The sequence below is a fragment of the Salinisphaera sp. T5B8 genome, from assembly GCF_040361255.1.
Lineage (GTDB): Bacteria > Pseudomonadota > Gammaproteobacteria > Nevskiales > Salinisphaeraceae > Salinisphaera.
The window spans coordinates 183,033-200,607 of record NZ_APNG01000007.1 but is presented as its reverse complement, the minus strand read 5'-3'; the positions used below and the strand labels follow the sequence as shown (position 1 = coordinate 200,607).

General features: G+C 63.1%; 17 protein-coding genes. 9 read left to right on the top strand and 8 right to left on the bottom strand.

All coding sequences use genetic code 11. From position 1 onward, the window contains the following. Window positions 1-328: 328 nt before the first annotated feature. Window positions 329-967, bottom strand: coding sequence for an L-threonylcarbamoyladenylate synthase (locus tag T5B8_RS08640; protein WP_353177968.1), 639 nt, complete (start codon window positions 965-967; stop codon window positions 329-331). A gap of 126 nt (window positions 968-1,093) precedes the next feature. Here T5B8_RS08640 and T5B8_RS08635 point away from each other — a divergent pair, with 126 nt between their 5' ends. From T5B8_RS08635 to T5B8_RS08625, 3 genes are all read left to right on the top strand, one after another. Next, window positions 1,094-1,393 (top strand): YciI family protein, encoded by a 300-nt coding sequence (locus T5B8_RS08635; RefSeq protein WP_353177967.1) that lies wholly within the window; start codon window positions 1,094-1,096, stop codon window positions 1,391-1,393. A 3-nt stretch (window positions 1,394-1,396) separates the two neighbouring features. After that, a complete protein-coding gene (locus T5B8_RS08630) occupies window positions 1,397-1,663 on the top strand; it encodes a BolA family protein (protein WP_353177965.1) in 267 nt (88 codons plus the stop codon). A gap of 88 nt (window positions 1,664-1,751) precedes the next feature. Then, window positions 1,752-3,839 (top strand): TonB-dependent receptor family protein, encoded by a 2,088-nt coding sequence (locus T5B8_RS08625; protein ID WP_353177963.1) that lies wholly within the window; start codon window positions 1,752-1,754, stop codon window positions 3,837-3,839. 16 nt (window positions 3,840-3,855) lie between these two features. Here the strand turns inward: T5B8_RS08625 and T5B8_RS08620 are convergent, their stop codons facing one another. The 5 genes from T5B8_RS08620 to smc all read right to left on the bottom strand — a co-directional run bounded on the left by T5B8_RS08620 (window position 3,856) and on the right by smc (window position 11,272). Then, window positions 3,856-4,257: a hypothetical protein gene (locus T5B8_RS08620; protein WP_353177962.1), complete on the bottom strand. Its 402-nt coding sequence runs from the start codon at window positions 4,255-4,257 to the stop codon at window positions 3,856-3,858. 135 nt (window positions 4,258-4,392) lie between these two features. Further along, on the bottom strand, window positions 4,393-4,686 hold the full coding sequence (locus T5B8_RS08615; RefSeq protein ID WP_353177960.1) for a hypothetical protein: 294 nt from the start codon (window positions 4,684-4,686) through the stop codon (window positions 4,393-4,395). Between the two features lie 49 nt (window positions 4,687-4,735). After that, window positions 4,736-6,832 carry an NAD-dependent DNA ligase LigA gene (gene ligA / locus T5B8_RS08610; RefSeq protein ID WP_353177958.1) on the bottom strand — a complete coding sequence of 699 codons (2,097 nt, stop codon included), beginning with the start codon at window positions 6,830-6,832 and terminating at the stop codon, window positions 4,736-4,738. Next, window positions 6,832-7,725 carry a cell division protein ZipA gene (locus T5B8_RS08605; RefSeq protein WP_353177957.1) on the bottom strand — a complete coding sequence of 298 codons (894 nt, stop codon included), beginning with the start codon at window positions 7,723-7,725 and terminating at the stop codon, window positions 6,832-6,834. The genes ligA and T5B8_RS08605 overlap by 1 nt, the downstream gene beginning before the upstream one ends. A gap of 34 nt (window positions 7,726-7,759) precedes the next feature. After that, window positions 7,760-11,272 (bottom strand): chromosome segregation protein SMC, encoded by a 3,513-nt coding sequence (gene smc / locus T5B8_RS08600; protein ID WP_353177955.1) that lies wholly within the window; start codon window positions 11,270-11,272, stop codon window positions 7,760-7,762. A gap of 165 nt (window positions 11,273-11,437) precedes the next feature. Here smc and queF point away from each other — a divergent pair, with 165 nt between their 5' ends. Then, window positions 11,438-11,827, top strand: coding sequence for a preQ(1) synthase (gene queF / locus T5B8_RS08595; RefSeq protein WP_353177953.1), 390 nt, complete (start codon window positions 11,438-11,440; stop codon window positions 11,825-11,827). A 38-nt stretch (window positions 11,828-11,865) separates the two neighbouring features. Here the strand turns inward: queF and T5B8_RS08590 are convergent, their stop codons facing one another. Further along, complete coding sequence (locus tag T5B8_RS08590) at window positions 11,866-12,546, bottom strand: glycine zipper 2TM domain-containing protein (RefSeq protein ID WP_353177951.1); 681 nt, start codon at window positions 12,544-12,546, stop codon at window positions 11,866-11,868. Window positions 12,547-12,656: 110 nt separating this feature from the next. Here T5B8_RS08590 and cysZ point away from each other — a divergent pair, with 110 nt between their 5' ends. Beyond that, a complete protein-coding gene (gene cysZ, locus T5B8_RS08585) occupies window positions 12,657-13,430 on the top strand; it encodes a sulfate transporter CysZ (RefSeq protein ID WP_353177950.1) in 774 nt (257 codons plus the stop codon). On the opposite strand, the gene T5B8_RS08580 is transcribed toward cysZ, so the two are convergent. After that, the gene (locus tag T5B8_RS08580; protein WP_353177946.1) at window positions 13,427-14,215 is read right to left on the bottom strand and encodes an HAD-IA family hydrolase; all 789 of its coding nucleotides are present in this window, start codon (window positions 14,213-14,215) and stop codon (window positions 13,427-13,429) included. The genes cysZ and T5B8_RS08580 overlap by 4 nt on opposite strands. Before the next feature lie 145 nt (window positions 14,216-14,360). On the opposite strand from T5B8_RS08580, the gene dksA reads away from it, so the two are divergent. From dksA to T5B8_RS08560, 4 genes are all read left to right on the top strand, one after another. After that, entirely contained in the window at window positions 14,361-14,804 is a 444-nt protein-coding gene (gene dksA / locus T5B8_RS08575; protein WP_353177944.1) for an RNA polymerase-binding protein DksA, read from the top strand. A 158-nt stretch (window positions 14,805-14,962) separates the two neighbouring features. Next, window positions 14,963-15,493, top strand: a complete 531-nt coding sequence (phaR, locus tag T5B8_RS08570) for a polyhydroxyalkanoate synthesis repressor PhaR (RefSeq protein WP_353177942.1) — start codon at window positions 14,963-14,965, stop codon at window positions 15,491-15,493. 459 nt (window positions 15,494-15,952) lie between these two features. Next, window positions 15,953-16,882 (top strand): IS1595 family transposase, encoded by a 930-nt coding sequence (locus T5B8_RS08565; RefSeq protein WP_353177941.1) that lies wholly within the window; start codon window positions 15,953-15,955, stop codon window positions 16,880-16,882. After that, window positions 16,879-17,568, top strand: coding sequence for a hypothetical protein (locus tag T5B8_RS08560; RefSeq protein ID WP_353177939.1), 690 nt, complete (start codon window positions 16,879-16,881; stop codon window positions 17,566-17,568). The genes T5B8_RS08565 and T5B8_RS08560 overlap by 4 nt, the downstream gene beginning before the upstream one ends. The last annotated feature ends 7 nt before the right edge of the window (window positions 17,569-17,575 follow it).

The following is a 17,575-nucleotide window of genomic DNA, read 5'->3' as shown; positions in this document are numbered from 1 at the left end:
GGCATACCGTCCAGTCTCGACAGCGCGAAGCGCGCCGGGCAAGTCTGATTTACAGAACAGGCTTTGTGCCTTAGGTTGGATACAGTCTGCTTGCCCGGCGCATAGCGCCTGGTCGCGTATCAGGCGCTGGGTATCAACATACAAGGTTGGATTAGCGCAGCGTAATCCAACAAGGAACGCAGCCCCCAGAGCCAATCAGGCCGCCGTGCTTCAAATTGGCCTCGAGGCTTGCCGCATGTTGGCTTACGGCCTGCGGCCTAAGCCAACCTACAAGAGCGAGTCATTTGCGGACGATAAAAAGAACCGTTCGCACACCGAAACAGAGGGCTCAGGCGTCGACGGGCTCCAGGCCGAGGGCTTCCGCACTCCCCTTGCCGGGGCGCAGGATCTGCGGCACCGCGGTGGTCAGATCTACCACGGTGGTCGGTTCCACGCCGGTGGCGCCGGCGTCGACGATGATATCGAGCTGTTTGTCGAAGGCCTCGCGCACGTCATAGGCTTCCGAAAGCGGGATATCGTCGTCCGGGCGCTGGGCGGTCACGGACATGATCGGCTCGTCCATGGCTTCGGCAATCGCGCGCGCGACCGGATGTCCCGGTACACGAATACCAATGGTCTTGCGCTTGGGATGGGCAAGCCAGTTCGGCACCACCTTGGAAGCCGGCAACACGAAGGTATACGCGCCGGGGGTGGCGGCCTTGAGCAGACGAAAGCTGGTGTTCTCGACCTTGGCATAGGTCGCGATCTCGGACAGATCACGGCATACCAGGGTGAAGAAATGATCGCGCCCGAAGCCGCGCATCTGGCGAATGCGATCGATCGCGCCCTTGTCGCCCATGGCACAGGCCAGGCCGTAGGAGGAATCCGTCGGATAGGCGATCACGCGCCCGGCCCGCAGTGCATCGGCCACCTGACCGATACGGCGTGGCTGGGGCGTTTCGGCGTGCACATGAACGATTTCGGCCATAGGGGCATTATATCCGCTACCTCGATGGCGCGGCAGGTTTTTTTGCCCGATTTGGCCGATCGTGGCCCGGATGCGGCACACTGCGCGTTATCGGCAAATGCACAACCTCAGCGCAGGACAACCACCATGGATTATTTCGCGATCGTGTCGTTCGATGTCGCCAACAGCAGCGATGGCCGCAAGAAAGCGGTCGACGAACACCGCGCCCGTCTCGAAGAGCTCGACCAGGCCGGCCGCCTGCTCACCGCGGGGCCGATGCCGCGCGTGGATGCCTACGGCAAGGTCAGCGAGGGCTTTCAGGGCAGCATCATCATCGCCGCCTTCGACAGCCTCGACGACGCCCGCGCCTGGGCCAAGGTCGACCCGTACAACGCTGAAGGCGTGTATATGGAAACCACGGTCTATCCGTACAAGAAGGTTTATTAAGGCATGAGCGACCGTATCCCGCGCATTCGCGAGGCACTCGAACAGGGCCTGAACACGCAGGACGTGGCGATCCGCGACGACAGCCACCTGCATGCCGGCCATGCCGGTGCAAAGAGCGGCCTCGGCCATTTTCATGTGACCATCCGCTCGCCGCGTTTTACCGGCACATCGCCCATCGAGCGGCACAAGCTCGTCTACGAAGCGCTCGGCACGCTCATGCAGACCGATATCCACGCGGTGTCGATACGCGCCCTGGCGCCGGAGGAATAGCCGCCGGCCGCGCGTTTTCGGCTGCGGGCGGCATGCGCGAGGCGAATTGAATAAAAACGGAACGCCCAGGCGTTCGGGGGGAGACAACATGACCCATCGCCGTAACCGGCGTCTGCCAGCCGTGTTCGCCGCGACGTTCGCGCTATGCCTGCCGGCCCAAGCCCAGACCGGTGCCGCCGCGGACGAGGAAAACGGCGCGCAAACGCTGCAATCGCTGGCACCGATCGAGGTCGAAAGCCTGCGCCTGACCACCGAGGCGCTCACCACGCCCGCGGCGGTCGACGTCACCGAGGCGCGCGATATCCAGCAGGGTCGGGCCAAGGCCCAGCTCGACGGTGCGCTTAACCGCACGCCGGGCGTGTATGCCAACAACGGCAGTAACTTCGCCCAGAATCTGCGCATCTCGATACGCGGCTTCGGGGCGCGCTCGGCGTTCGGGGTGCGCGGCGTCAAGGTGCTCGTCGACGGCATCCCGGAAACCCTGGCCGACGGCCAGGCGCAAACCGACAGCATCGATCTGGGCGCGGTCGAGCGCCTGGAAGTCGTGCGCGGGCCGTTTTCCGCGCTTTACGGCAATGCCACCGGCGGCGTGGTCGATATCACCACCACCACGCCGGCGAGCGGGCCGGTGGATCGCGGCGAGCTGACCGTGGGCAGTTATGGCTATCGCCGTATCGAAGCGGCAACCGCACACGAGCGAGGCGACTGGGGCTATGCGTTGACCGCTTCACAGCTCGATCTGGACGGCTATCGCGCGCATAGCCAGGTCAAGAAACAACAGCTCACCGGCAAGCTCGAACGCCGCGTCGGCACGACCGGCACGCTGCGCCTGGTTACCCGCGTGCTCGATGCGCCGGATACGCTCGACCCCGGCGGCGTGACTTTGGAGCAGGCGCGTGCCGATCGCCGCGCCGCCCGCGATGCGAACCTGGCCTTCGATGCCCGCCAGTCGGCCTCGCAGCAAACGATCGGCCTGGTCTATGAAGACCAGCTTGCCGACAACCAGAGCTATCAGGCGAATCTGTTCTATACCCATCGCGACTTCATTCAGTATCTGCCGTTCGAAGATGCCGGCGTGGTCGCCTACGACCGCGACTTCTTTGGCGGCGGCCTGCAGACCACGCGCTTCGATACGCTGTTCGGCCACGAAAACCAGCTCGTGGCCGGTATCGAAACACAAATCCAGCAGGATGCACGCACCCGCTACGACAACATCGCCGGCGCTAAGGGCGCGCTCGGGCTCGACGAAGACCAGCAGGCCACCAGCATCGGCGTGTTCGCCCAGAACGTGTTCTCGCTGACCCGCGACCTGGAGCTGACCACCGGCCTGCGCTACGACTATCTCGATTTCGATATCGACGACGCCTTCATCACGGCCACCGATCCGGACGATTCCGGCACGCGTACCTATCACGAAGTCTCAGCCAATGCCGGTTTGAGCTACGCCTGGGCCGAGCGCCAGCGCGTGTATGCGAACGTCGCCAACGCGTTCGAATCCCCCACGTTTACGGAATTCGCCGATCCGTCCGGCAATGGCGGTTTCAACAGCGATCTCGAGCCGCAGAAGGCGGTGCAGTACGAAATCGGCGCCAAGGGCGAGATTGGCGAGCGCGCGCGTTACCAGATCAGTGCGTTCTGGATCGACGTACGCGACGAACTCGTGGTGTTCAACGACGACGGGCGCCGCGATTTTTACGAAAACTCCGGCCAGTCGCGCCGCAAGGGCCTGGAAGCCAAACTCGAATACGCCGTGACCGATACGCTGTCCGCGATGGCCGCCTATACGCTGGCCGACTACGAATATCGCGAATTCGTCGACGACAACGGCAACGACTATGCCGGCAACAGCATCCCCGGCCTACCCGAAGAACGGCTGTTTGCCGAACTGGCCTGGCGCAATCCCGACATCGGCTATGCCACGGTGGATATGCGCTATGCCGGCGCCTTCTATGCCGATAACGCCAATACCGCCAGGATCGACCACGCCTGGATATTCAACGGCCGTGTCGGCAAGAAGATCGAGGCCGGCGACGACGATCTCACCATCTATTTCGGGATCGACAACCTCTTCGACGAAGTCTATTTCGACAATATCCGTATCAACGCCTTTGGCGGACGCTATTACGAACCGGCGCCGGATCGCACCTTCTATACGGGGCTGTCCTACGCGCTATAGCTGCGTCGCTCAGCGATTAGCGATCAGCCAGAAAACGCTCAAGCGTCTGTGCGTCGAGCTGGTCGAGTTTCACGATCTCGGCGCTGGCCTGGGCGGCCGCGCCTTCGGCCTTGCGGCGCAGGATGACCAGCGGTTGGTAGGCATCGAACTCGGCAATACGAAAGGCCACCGTCGGGTCGCGTTCGACGTCGCCGGGCGTATGGACTCCGCAACGCACCACCGACCATTCCGTGTGGGTCTGTTCGAAATATTCCCAGCCATCGGCCTCGGCCGCTTTTCGAAACGCCGGTTCGACCAGCGACTCGACCGTCTCGCGCACCTGCTTTTCGATCGTGGCGCGACGTTCGGCCAGACGCTCGTTCGCGCCGAGTTTGGACTGTACTTCATCAGTGGTGACTTCAAGCCAGCTACGCGCCACGAGACTCTACCTGTGTGAACGAACAAACGGCGGCCAAGCGTAAGCGTTGGCGTGTTCGCGTACAAGCGTCTGCCAATGACAGCCAGGAACCTCCGTCCATCCTGTCGGGGTCGCGACCGATAATGTAGCGCTTTCCTAGCCCGCCTTGGGCTGGCGCGCGCGATGCGAGGACGGCGTATCGGGTTTTTCGTAGCCACAACTCGCCCGGGCCTGATCGGCGGCATCCACCAGCAGATCGAGCATGGGCTGGCGCTGTTCGGCATCGATGCCTTCGGCCAGTGCCTGGCGCGCGGCCGCCGCAGCGCGCTCGACTTCGGCCAGGTCGCGTGCGCATTGGCTATCGCTCGGCGTCACGAACAGCGTGCTGCAGCCGCACAGCGCGACGATCGTGGCCATCGGTGCAACAGCTTTAAGAACGGACTTGGCCATCGAGATATTCCTTTTGCGCACGGTGTGAAAATTACCCGGCCGCGGGTTATTACGAGCCGGCCTCGTCGAGCAGCGCAACAAAGCCGGCCTCATCGAGCAGCGTCACGCCCAGTTTTTCGGCCTTGTCGCGTTTACTGCCCGGGCTGTCGCCGGCGACGACGTAGTCGGTTTTCTTGGACACGCTCGAGGTCACCCGCCCGCCGAGTGCTTCGATACGCTGTTTCGCCTCGTCGCGGGTCAGCCCTTCCATGCTACCGGTGAGCACGAAGGTCTGGCCGGCCAGCGGCTGCGGGGTATCGTCGGTATCGACGGTCTCCCAGACCACGCCCGCGTCGATCAACGCATCGATCACGTCCAGATTACGCCGTTCGCTGAAGAAATCGGCAATGCACTGGGCCACGCGCGAACCCACGCCGGGAACCGCCTGCAGGCCTTCGGCGCTCATCATGCGCGCATGCTCGGCCTTGGTAGCGGCCTGTTCGTCGGCCTCGGCCTTGCGCTTGAGATAGGCCTCGGCCTCGGCGCGCAGTGCGTCGAGCGTGCCGAAATGACGCGCCAGATCGCGGGCCATCGTTTCGCCGACTTCGCGAATACCCAGGGCGAAGATGAAGCGCTCGAGCGTGGTCTGCTTGCTGGCCTCGATCGAGGCCAGCAGATTGGCAACCGATTTCTCGCCGTAGCCTTCGCGTTCGACCAGTGCGTCGCGATGGGTGTGCAGGGCAAAAATATCGGCTGGTGATTCGAGCAGGCCTTCATCCACGAAGGCCTCGATCTGGCGCTCGCCCAGGCCATCGATATCCAACGCCCGGCGCGCGGCGAAATGCTTGAGCGCTTCGCGCCGCTGCGCGGCACAGACCAACCCGCCGGTACAGCGGGCCACCGCCTCGCCTTCGATGCGCTCGACCGCCGAGCCACACACCGGACATTCGCCCGGCAGTTCGATGACTTTTGCATCGTCGCCCCGGCGTGCGACTTCCTTGACCTCGGGAATCACATCGCCGGCCCGGCGTACGACCACCATATCGCCAACGCGAATGTCCTTGCGCTCGATCTCGTCCATATTGTGCAAAGACGCATTGGACACGGTCACCCCGCCCACGAACACGGGCTCGAGCTTGGCCACCGGGGTGAGCGCGCCGGTGCGCCCGACCTGGAACTCCACCGCGTTCAATCGCGTAGTCGTCTCCTCGGCCGGGAACTTGCGCGCGATCGCCCAACGCGGCGCCCGGGCAACAAACCCGAGCTCGTCGCGTACCGCGCCGTCGTCGACCTTGAACACGCAGCCGTCGATTTCGATATCCAGATCGGCACGGCGTTCGGCCATGGCCTCGTAGTAGGCCTTGCAGCCATCCAGGCCCTGCACGCGATCGACATGGTCGCTGATCTGAAAGCCCCAGGCCTGGAGCTGCTGTAGCTGTTCGTACAGGCTCGAAGGCAGCGCCATGCCGTCGATACGGCCAATGCCGTAGCCCATGAACGCCAGCGGACGGCGCGCGGTAATCTTCGAATCCAGCTGGCGCAGGCTGCCGGAGGCCGCGTTACGCGGATTCACGAACGGCTTGTGCCCTTCTTCGACGAGCCGCGCGTTGAGCGCTTCGAAACGCGAGCGCGCCAGCACGACCTCGCCGCGGATTTCGATAAAATCCGGCGCATGGTCGCCGGCCAGGCGTAACGGCAGATTACGGATGGTGCGGGCGTTGGGGGTGATGTCTTCGCCGGTAATACCGTCGCCACGGGTAGTCGCACGTACCAGCACGCCGTTTTCATAGCGCAGATTCAGCGCGGTGCCGTCGAACTTGGGCTCGGCACAGTAGGCCAGTTCGCTGCCGTCGACCGCTTCGCGCGCACGCCGGTCGAACTCGGCCAGTTCATCGTCATCGAAACAGTTGCCCAGCGACAGCATCGGCGTGGCGTGATCGACCGACTCGAACTTGTCCGACGGCGGCGCACCGACCCGCTGTGTGGGCGAGTCGGGCGTGACCAGTTCCGGATGGGCAGACTCGATCTCCTGGAGTTCGCGAAACAGCCGGTCGTACTCGGCGTCCGTTATGGTCGGATCGTCGTGTACGTAATAGGCCCGGCTGTGCTCGGCGAGCTGTTCGGCGAGCTGCGCGGCGCGTTGGCTTGTCGCGCGATCGGCTGCCACTATCGGCGCTTGGCGATCTTGGCGCGGCGGTCGAGATCGGCCACCTGATCGAGCATGTACTGGGCGGTCTGGGCCTTGAGCAGCGCACGCTTGTCGTCGAGCACTTCGCCACCCAGTGCCTGCGCCAGCCCGTTGGCGGTTTCCATCATGTCGCGCAGAGCGACCCCGCCTTCGATCGGGCCCGGAACCACCGTATACAACACCAGACCCGGCGTATGCAGATGGTCCTGGTCGACCGGATCGAGCGTGCCGGGCTTGAGCATGTTTGCCACCGCGAATACCGACTCCGGGATGCCGTGGGTTTCGGTGACACGGTGGAACTGATCGTTGAGGCCGAACTTGAGATCCTGCGATTGCAGCGCGGCATGCACGTCCGGGCCGTCGAACATACGCCCCGCGGGCGCGGCCACATGCAGCAGAAATACTTCCTGTTCGCCGCCGGGCGGTGCGCTCGGTGCGCGCATGTTTTCGACCCGCTCGCTGGCGCCGGGCGTTGCGGCCGCGCTCGGCGCCGCCGGCGCATCGGCCGCCGCCTGCTCTTCCGGCAACGGCTTGGGCTCGGCGCCGCGTTTCTTGTACGCGGTCCAGGAGGCTTCGACGCCGTCCTCGCCGATGGTTTCGTAGTCGCCATCGTCGAGCGGTGCATCCTTTTTACCGGCCGCGCGCCGGCTGGCCGGTGTGTTTTTCGACAGCGTACGCACGCCCACGATGTAGGAGTCGCCGCCCAGCGATTCGCCACGATCCGCGCCGTCGTCGCGCTCACCGCCCGGCGTGGGCGCATCGTCATCCATGCCCTGCCAGGGATCGTTACCGGCCTGGCGGCGCATATACCAGTAGGCGCCGCCGACCACGGCGATCAGGAGAATGAGTAGAAGCCATTGCACGATAGACATAGGCGCTTTTGTCGATAAGTTGCGTGGCGCCGGCTCAGCCGGCCATGTCGAGGGCCTGATCGATATCGACACTGACCAGGCGGGATACACCCGGCTCGGCCATGGTCACGCCGTGCAATTGCTCGGCGAGCGACATCGTCAGCTTGTTGTGCGTAATCACGATGAACTGAACCTGCGCCGACATCCGCCGTACGAGTTCGCAAAAACGCGATACGTTGGCATCGTCGAGCGGCGCGTCGATTTCATCCAGCATACAAAACGGTGCCGGGTTGAGTTCGAACAGGGCGAATAATAGCGCAACCGCGGTCAACGCTTTTTCCCCGCCCGACAACATTTGAATCGAGGCGTTGCGTTTACCGGGCGGGCGCGCCATGACGCGGATGCCGGTGGCCAGCCAGTCGTCCTCGGTGAGTTCGAGCGCGGCTTCGCCGCCGCCGAACAACTCGGGAAACATACCGGCAAACCGGCTGTTGACCTGTTCGTAGGTGGCCTTGAAGCGCGCCCGGGTTTCGCGGTCGATACGCGCGATCGCGCTTTCCAGCGTTTCCAGCGCTTCGGCCAGATCCGCATGCTGCTCGGCCAGATAGCGCTCGCGTTCGGCCTCCGCGTCGTATTCCTCGATCGCCGCCAGATTGATCGCCCCCAGGCGCTGGATCTTGCGCTCGAGCGTGTCGATGGCGGCCGTGCAGCTTTCGATAGTGGCGCCTTCTTCGAGGCCGGCCACCAGTGCCGACGGCGTTTCGCCCAGCTCTTCGATCTGTTCGGCGATACCAGCCCGGCGTACGCCCGTGGTTTCGACATCGATCTTGGCCTGCTGCAGGTTTTCCCGCGCCGCGTCGACGCCCTGCTCGGCCTGCATCAGCTGCTGCGAAACCTCCTGCAGGGATTTTTCGCTGGCCTTGAGCGCTTCGCGCGCGGCGCGCAATTCGCGCTCGGCACGGTGCTGGGCTTCCATCGCCTGTTCGTGTTCGCTTTCGTCGGGCGCGGGCGTGGCCTCGTCGGCGCTGGTCGCGTTGTCCTGATCGAAATCGGCCAGCCGGGTTTCGACCTGGGCGTGAGCCTCGCGCGTATCGGCCAGGCGCTGGCTAATCGACTGGGCCCGGCCCCGGTTCTGCTCGGCGCGGCTTTCGATTTCGCGTAGTACCCGTTCGGCGCTGGCGTGGGCCTTGCGCGCGTTGTCGCGTGCCGCACGGCTTTCGGCCAGTTTGGCCTGGGCCTGACGCCGGGCGGTACTGAACGCCTCGGCCTTTTCTTCCAGGCTGGCGATTTGCGCGCCGAGGCGTTCGGATTCGTTTTCCGCCTCGCCAATCTGGCTGTCGAGATCGGCCAGCTCGTTGTCGAGTTCCGCGCGCCGGCGCGCGAGTTGCTCGGCACGAATTTCGCGGCCCTGCTGTTCGGCGCGGGCCGCCTCGAGTTCGCGCCGCGCCTGGGCGATACGCTGTTCGAGCGCGCGCCGCTGTTCGCGGCGTTCGTCACGCTGACCGCGCTGGGCGTCGAGCGCTTGCTGACGGGTGTCGAGCTCGGCCTGTTCGGTGTCGATCGTGGCCGCGAGGCTTTCGATGCGCTGCTCGCGCTCGAGCACGCCCTGCTCGGCCGAGCCGGCGGCCGGCGTGACCAGGCTGTTGGGCCCGACACAGCACCCATCCAGGGTTACGAAGCGCTGATCCTCGGCCAGCGCGTGGCGCTGTTCGAGGGCAGTGGCCAGATCGTCGACCACGAATACGCGTGCGGCCAGCGCGGCGATCACCGCCGGCGCTTCGATGCCTTCGGCCAGGCTGGGTGTATCGGCCGGGCCCTTGCCGCTACGAACCGCGCCCGGCGCGTCGGCTTCCACCAGCGTGAGCGACTCGCCCGGCCACTCGCCGTCGAGCGTCGGCAGGCGTTCGACCAGAAACCCGCGCAGCCAGGGCCCGAGCACGGCTTCGGCTGCGGTCTGCCAGGCCGCGCGGACCTTCACCCGGCGGGCTACGCCCGCGGCTTCGGTCTGGGCGTTGTCGGCCAGCCACTGGGCGAGCGTGGCATCGTCTTCGCGCAGCACCGACTGCTGGAGCTGGCGCTCGGAGGCCAGACGCGCACGGGTTTCGCCCAGTTGGGTGCGGCGCGTTTCCACATCGCGCTCGGCCTCGGCGATTTCCTCGCGTAATGCCTCGGCGGCCTCGGCCTGTTCGGCGGCGCTATGCTCGTCTTCGGCCAGGCGCGCTGCCCGCGCTTCGATATCCTGAGCGCCGGCGGCGAGATCGCCCGTGTCTTCGTCGTCGAGCTTGGCGCGCTCGGCGCGGCGCTTGTCGCGGCGGTTGGTCAGCTGCTGGGCGCGTTCGCTGGCATAGCGTGCGCGCTGACGTTCGGCATCCAGCTGTTGAACGGGGTTTTGTTCCGCGCTGTTGTGCGCGTCCCACGCCGCTTCGGCCTCGCGGGCGGCGTTTTCGGCGGCTTCGAGTGTCTGGCGGGCCGTCTCCAGTGCCTGTTGCGCGTCGGCCTGTTCGCGCGCGAGCCCGTCGCCGGTGTCCGCGTTTTCCTGTTCGGCCTGTTCGTCGTCGGCAATACGCTTGGCCAGCGCGTCGCGGCGTTCGACCAGTTCGTCGCGCTCACGCTGGCGCAGTTCGCGCATTTCCTTCGCATGCGCCAGCGCCTGGGCGATACGCGAGGCCTGGGCCTGGGCATCGTAGAAGGCGGCCTGCTGGGTCTGGACCGCGCTCATGGCCTGTTGCTGGGCCGCAGCTTCGGCCTCGCGCGCCTGCTGCGCGTTGCGCTGGGCAGAGATGGCTTCACGCAGCGCGTTTTCGCTTGCGCGCAGGCGCGTCTCGGCGGCTTCGACCTTTTCGTTTTCAGCGGCCCAGCGCAGCGCCAGCAACTGGGCGCGCAGCTGGCGTTCCTCGGCCTTGAACTGCTTGTATTTCTCGGCGTTGGCGGCCTGGCGCTTGAGTACGCCCAGGCGCTGGGTGACCTCGCCAATCAGGTCGTTGAGCCGGTCGAGGTTTTCGCGCGTATGGCGCATGCGGTTTTCGGTCTCGCGCCGGCGTTCCTTGTATTTGGAAATACCGGCGGCTTCTTCGAGCACCTGGCGCATGTCTTCGGGCTTGGCTTCGATCAGCCGATTGACCGCGCCCTGTTCAATAACCGCGTAATTGCTGCGCCCGCCCAGGCCCGTACCCAGAAACAGGTCGATGACATCGCGCCGGCGCGATTTGGTGCCGTTAATGAAGTAGCGCGAGCCGCCGTCGCGCGACAGCTCGCGTTTGACCGAAATTTCGCTGAACGCGCCGTACTGGCCGGTGAGCGTGGCATCGCTGTTGTCGAACTTGAGCTCGACCGAGGCACGGCCGACCGGCTTGCGGGCCTTGGAGCCGTTGAAGATGACGTCTTCCAGCGCTTCGCCGCGCAGCTGGCGCGCGCTCGATTCGCCGGTGACCCAGCGCACTGCGTCGATCACGTTGGACTTGCCGCAGCCATTGGGGCCCACCACGCCGGTGAGATTGGACGTGAGCGTGAGCGTGGCCGGGTCCACGAAGGATTTGAAACCGGCCAGACGGATCGAGGTCAGGCGCATCGGCAGCGTACCCGGGGCGCATGCGTGCCGCGTCGACGTGCGAACGCGTCGAATTGTGGAATACGGCGGCGCAAATCGGCCTCCCCTGACGGGCGAATGCAAAGCCCGCTAGTGTAACCTAGCGGGCTTCGTTGAGAGCAAAAGCGTGTCATTCACGGAGAGACGATGCCGACCCAACCGAGCCGCGATCTCGAAACCTTCCCCAATCCGACGCCGGAGCGCGATTACACGATCCGTATGCGTATTCCGGAATTCACCTGCCTGTGCCCGAAGACCGGCCAGCCCGACTTCGCCACGCTATATCTGGAATACGTGCCGGAAGCGAGCTGCGTGGAGCTGAAGTCGCTCAAGCTCTATATCTGGTCGTTTCGTGACGAAGGCGCGTTCCACGAAGCGGTCACCAACCGGATTCTTGAGGATCTGGTGGCCGCGACCCAGCCGCGCTTCATGCGTCTGCGGGCCGAATTCTGGATGCGCGGCGGTATCGATACCAGCGTGATTGTCGATCACCGGGCCGATAACTGGCATCCCGGCACGCCGGTGGATCTACCCTGACCGTCAGGGCCGGCCCACATCGGGCCGGCCACTGCGCCTTAGCGCATCAGAATCAGGTTGTTGCCCTGAACGCGTACCCGCGTGCCGGGGCTGATGCTGGCCGCGGTATCGACATTGACCGTGCGTGAGCCGCCGGCGTCCATGGCGACCGCCACCTGATAGACCGTCTTGCGCTTGACGCGTTTTTCAATCTCGCGCCCAGCGAACACGCCGCCGAGCGTGCCGGCGATCTGGGCGATGGTCTTGCCCGAACCACTACCGATCTGGCTGCCGACCACGGCCCCGGCCACACCGCCTGCCACGCTGCCGATCAGGCTCGGGTCGCCATTGGTGGTCACCGGGGTAATCGAACTGACCGTGCCGCAATCGCCACAGACGGGCTGCTCGTTGCGCTCGGCCTCCTTGCGGGCTTCGGCGCGCGCCTGCTGCGTGGCGCTATCCGACTTCTTCGCGGCCTCGCTTTGATGCTGTTCGGCCTCGCGTTTTTCGGTCTTGGCTTCGGCGACCTTTTTCTCGGCCGCCGCTTTGTCCTCGCGGGCCTCGGCTTCGGCCTGGGCTTTCTTGGCCGCCTCGACCTTGGCCTGCGCGGCCTCGAGTTCGGCGTTGGCCTGTTCCAGTTCGGCCTGGGCCTGATCACCATCGTTCTGGGAACAGCCGGCCAGCGTCAAAAAGAAGCAGCACAGCAGTACGGCAAATACTCGCGAGCGCGGGTTGTTCATGGCGGTCTTCCTGGGTTGTTCTACACTCATGCGCGAAAGCGGCGCCGGCCCATGTCCTATCGCGGCGCGCCGCAACGATCCGAATTCTAGCGCCATTACCCGAACGCAAGATGAATCCGATTACCGAATTCAGCGCCGGCCCGAGCTATCTGCTGCGCGGCTTTCGCATGCTCACCGAACCGTCGTTGCGCCGCTATGTGGTGATACCGATCGTGATCAATATCGTGTTGATCGCGCTGCTCGTATCGCTGCTGGGCTGGCAGCTGGATAGCTGGCTCCATGCCTGGCTATCGGGGCTGCCGGACTGGCTGGCCTGGCTGGAAACCCTGTTGTGGTGGGTGGGCGTGGTAATGGCCACGCTGGCCTTCTGCTACGTATTCACGCTATTGGCCAATCTGATCGCCAGTCCTTTCAACGGGCTCCTGTCGGCCCAGGTGGAACGGTTGGTGACCGGCAGCGCGCCGGAATCCGGCATGAGCCTGGCCGGCGAAATGGCCGACGGTGTGGTCAGCGAATTGCGGCGATTACGCTATTACCTGGCGCGCGCGCTCATGCTGGGCATAGTAAGCCTGGCGCTGTTGTTCATCCCCGGTGCCAATCTGGCGATCGCGCCGCTGTGGTTCATCTTCGGCGCGTTCATGCTCTCGTTCGAATATCTGGACCAGCCCATGGCCAACCGCGGGCTGCGCTTCGATGACAAGATACTGCGCATGCGTGCGCGCCGTTGGCGACATCTGGGCTTTGGCAGCCTGGTTACGCTGATGACTGCCCTGCCGCTGGCCAATCTCGTGGTCATGCCGGCCGCGGTGGTGGGCGCGACGCTGCTGTATCTCGAGTGTCACCCGGCGACTACGACGCCCGTTACGCGGGGCGAGCCAGGCTAAGCCGCAGGACGGCCGACGGCGTTGATGCGGCGCAGGATATCGAGGTCGACGTAATCGAAGTCGAAGCCGGGCGATTTGAGAATGGTGACCGGCAGATCGGGCTCGCCGAGTGAATCCAGCACGGCGCTGGCGTTATCGAAGACCTGATCGCGGGTATCGGCATTAACCGTCACCAGCGCGGGCACATGGGCGCCATAGGCGGCACGTACGCCCGCGTTCGAGTCTTCGATGGCGATACAGTCTTCCGGCGCACAGCCAAGGCGCTCGCAAGCCATACGATAGACATCCGGCGCGGGTTTCTTGTGATCGACCTCGTCGCCGCAGACGGTCAGCTCGATATAGTCCAGCAGACCGTCACCCAGCGCATAGGCCAGAAACGGCTCGAGCGTGGCACGCGTGGCGTTGGTGACGATCGCGATACGCAGCCCGGCATCACCGGCTTCGCGAATCAGGCGCGCCACCCCGGCGCGTAGTGGCACCCGGCCCTTGCGCAAGCGATCCTTGAAATAACGGGACTTGCTCTGATGCAGCTCGGCTACCCACCCTTCGCGGTCTTCGCGTACCCGTTCGTCGTTGTCGCCAAGCTCCGGGTCGTAGCGGTCCAGATAATGATTGATCCGCTCGCGCCCGCCCGAGATGAGCAAAAGCTTGCGGTAAAGCTTTTTGGTCCAGCGCCAGTCCAGGCCATGTTCCTTGAACGCGCGGTTGTAGGCCGGTAGATGACCTTCGGGTTCCGTATCGGCGAGAGTGCCGTCGACATCGAAAAGCAGCGCGCCAAGCGTCATGGGCAATAGCCGGGGTTGGCCGGGGTTAGCGAGAGGCGCAAGTCTGCCAGAACCATGCCAGAATGGCACGCACGGTAAGAAAATCGTTGCACCAACGTGCCAGGCCGTGCTAAACGTACGCGCTGTTATCCGACCCGGGGGCCGCATGGCTGCTACTCAGAAACAATCGAAACTCGAGGCGCCTCAACAATTTACGCCTTACACCCCGAAAGAGGGTGAAGAGTATATGAATGAGGCGCAGCGCGATCACTTCCGCCGCATCCTGGTGAACTGGAAACGCGAGCTCATGGAAGAAGTCGATCGCACCATGCATCACATGAAGGACGAGGCCGCGAACTTCCCGGACCCGACCGATCGTGCGAGCCAGGAATCGGAGTTCAGTCTTGAACTGCGCACGCGTGATCGCGAGCGAAAACTCATTCGCAAGATCGATCAGGGCATCGCCCGGGTGGACCGCGACGAATACGGCTTCTGCGATACCTGTGGCACCGAGATCGGCATTCGTCGTCTCGAGGCCCGCCCCACCGCGACCTTGTGCGTGGACTGCAAAAGCCTCGACGAGATCCGCGAGCGCCAGCTCGGCCGCTGAAACCAGCGCCTATCGGCCCGCAAACGCCCGCCTCGTGCGGGCGTTTTTATTACCGCCGACTCAATGCCCTACGTTTGCGTCGGCCGATCTGGCACAATCGTATTGCCGCGATGCAGCAAGCTGCGCGCCGCGCTACTCTCAAATGACGGGGCAAGGGGATGAGTGACAAGACACGCATCATCAAGAAGTATCCGAACCGGCGACTATACGATACCGAAGTCAGCCGCTACATCACCCTGGAAAACATCCGCCAACTGGTGATCAAGGGCGAGCACTTCACCGTGATCGACAAGCGCAGCGGTGACGATATTACCCGCAGCATCCTGCTCCAGGTCATCAGTGAACAGGAAGAAGGCGGCGACCCGATCTTCCGTACGGAAGTCTTGCGCAACATCATCCGGTTCTACGGCGACTCCATGCAAAGCACCGTGAGTTCGTATCTGGAACTGTCGCTGGAGTTCTTCAGCGAGCAGCAACAGCAGTTCAAGCACCGCATGGCACGCTTGCTGGACGTCAACAACCCGCTCACCGCCCTGCGCGAACTTTCGCAGTATCAGGTGCCCATCTGGCGCACCGTACGGCGCGAATTCCTGGCCAATCTCAAGCGCAAGGAAAAAGATAGCGACACGCCGCAAGTTGGCCAGTCATCGGCCGATACAGATGATCGTGACAAGCAATCGGACCAATAGAAAAACGATAGAACTTTTTCCAACCACGATGCTTGACTAAAGTCGTAGACGGCGTATACTGCAACGCAACATCAGCGAACACGCTGATAACCGAATCTCCTCCGAAAGGCCTGACGGCCTTTCTCGCACCTTGCCCCCTTACCCTAGGGGGCTTTTTTATGGGCGCGATAAAAAATAGTGCGAACGATGGAGTTGCCCCGGTTACTCCAATACGGGCCGAACCCGACCACGGCCGGTGCGGCCACGTGAATACGGGCAGGCATCACCGCCGAGCTGCCGTCGGCTTGCAGCCTTCGTCTCAGGCCAGCCGACATGGCTTGTTCCACGCTGCAGTGCACCCCGACACGCCAACCCGGCGGCGTCCGGGTTGGCGTTAATCCGACGATGCGTATAAAAAGACAGTTATATACTTTACACATCCAGCTCGAGAAGGATACTAAGCACATAGGAGCAGAGCTTATGTGCGATCTGACCAAACCCGAGTTTCAGGATGCCGACAAAGCCCGCGAGTATTTAGAAGCTCTGCGGTGGCCGCATGGTCGGGTCTGCCCGCACTGTGGCGTAGAAGGCAACGCCTACAAGCTGGAAGGTAAGAGCACCCGCCCCGGCCTGTATAAGTGTGCTGACTGCCGTAAGCAGTTCACGGTGACGGTCGGCACGGTCTTCGAGCGCAGCCGCGTACCGCTGAACAAGTGGCTCATGGCTGCTCACCTAATATGCGCCAGCAAGAAAGGTATCAGCAGCCATCAGGTTCACCGCATGATTGGCGTCACGTACAAAACGGCGTGGTTCATGACTCATCGCATCCGCGAAGCCATGAGCGAAGGCGGGAGCCCGATGGGCGGCGGTGGCGGCACGGTCGAGGTTGACGAAACGTTCTGGGGCGGTAAAGCCAAGAAGCAGCGCACCCAGAGCAAGAAGGGTCGCGGCTACGCGCACAAGATGAAGGTATTCACCCTGCTTGAGCGCGACGGCAAGGCCCGCAGCTTTACGGTGCCTGCGGTCAATTCCAAGGCGCTCGCGCCGATAATGGAAGACCAGATCGCCGCAGACGCGAACCTAATGACAGACGAAGCGTCGCAGCACACGAAGGTCGGCCGCAAGTTCGCCAGTCACGGTGTTGTTAGCCACGGCATCGGTGAGTACGTACGCGGCCCGATTCACACGAACACGATCGAAGGCTGCTTTAGTTTGCTCAAGCGCGGCCAGATCGGCACGTTCCACCATGTGAGCGAGCAGCATCTAAAGCGCTACGCGGGCGAGTTCGATTTTCGCTGGAACTACCGCGTCAAGAATGGCTATAGTGATGGCGACCGCGCGGACCTTCTACTGACGCGTATCGCTGGCAAGCGCCTTATGTACCCGGAGTCATCTGCGGCAGTCCAATGAATACTAGTAGCTCCATCAACCTCGCTTCCTCGGGTATTTACACGATACCGCAGGCGGCGTTGTTGCTTGATGTAAGCGCTCAACGAGTGCGTAACTGGTTTCAGGGTTACGCGAGCGGCAAGAGCGCTATTATCGATAACCAAATTGGGCGTGAGAACAGCAAGAACGCCATTAGCTTCGTAAATCTAATGGAAGCTCGTTTTATCGATTATTTCGTTGAGCGAGGAGTTCGGCCACAGTCCATTCGGCTGATGTTGGATGTCGCTAGAGAATTTCTGAAAGTTGATCGGCCGTTCGCACACGAAGCAATGTTCAGGACTGACGGCAAGGCAATTTTTATCGAAGCTACCAATCAGGCCGGCGATCCTAAGCTATTCAATTTAGCGAAAAATAGCTGGGCCATGCATCCGATAATTATCGATTCTTTACATGAGGATGTGACGTTCGGATCGGATGGCCTTGCAAAATGCTGGCTTCCAAGGTCTGACATAGCTCCGAACGTAGTTATTGATCCTATAAGGTCGTTTGGAAGTCCGATACTAAAAACCAATAAGGTGCCCACAAAGACGCTCTTCAGCGCAACGCAGGTTGAGGGCGAAACCTTCGATTCTGTTGCGCATTGGTACGAAGTCTCCAAAGCAGAAGTGCTCGAGGCCGTACGTTTTGAGATGTCGCTAGTGCACTAGCTGAATT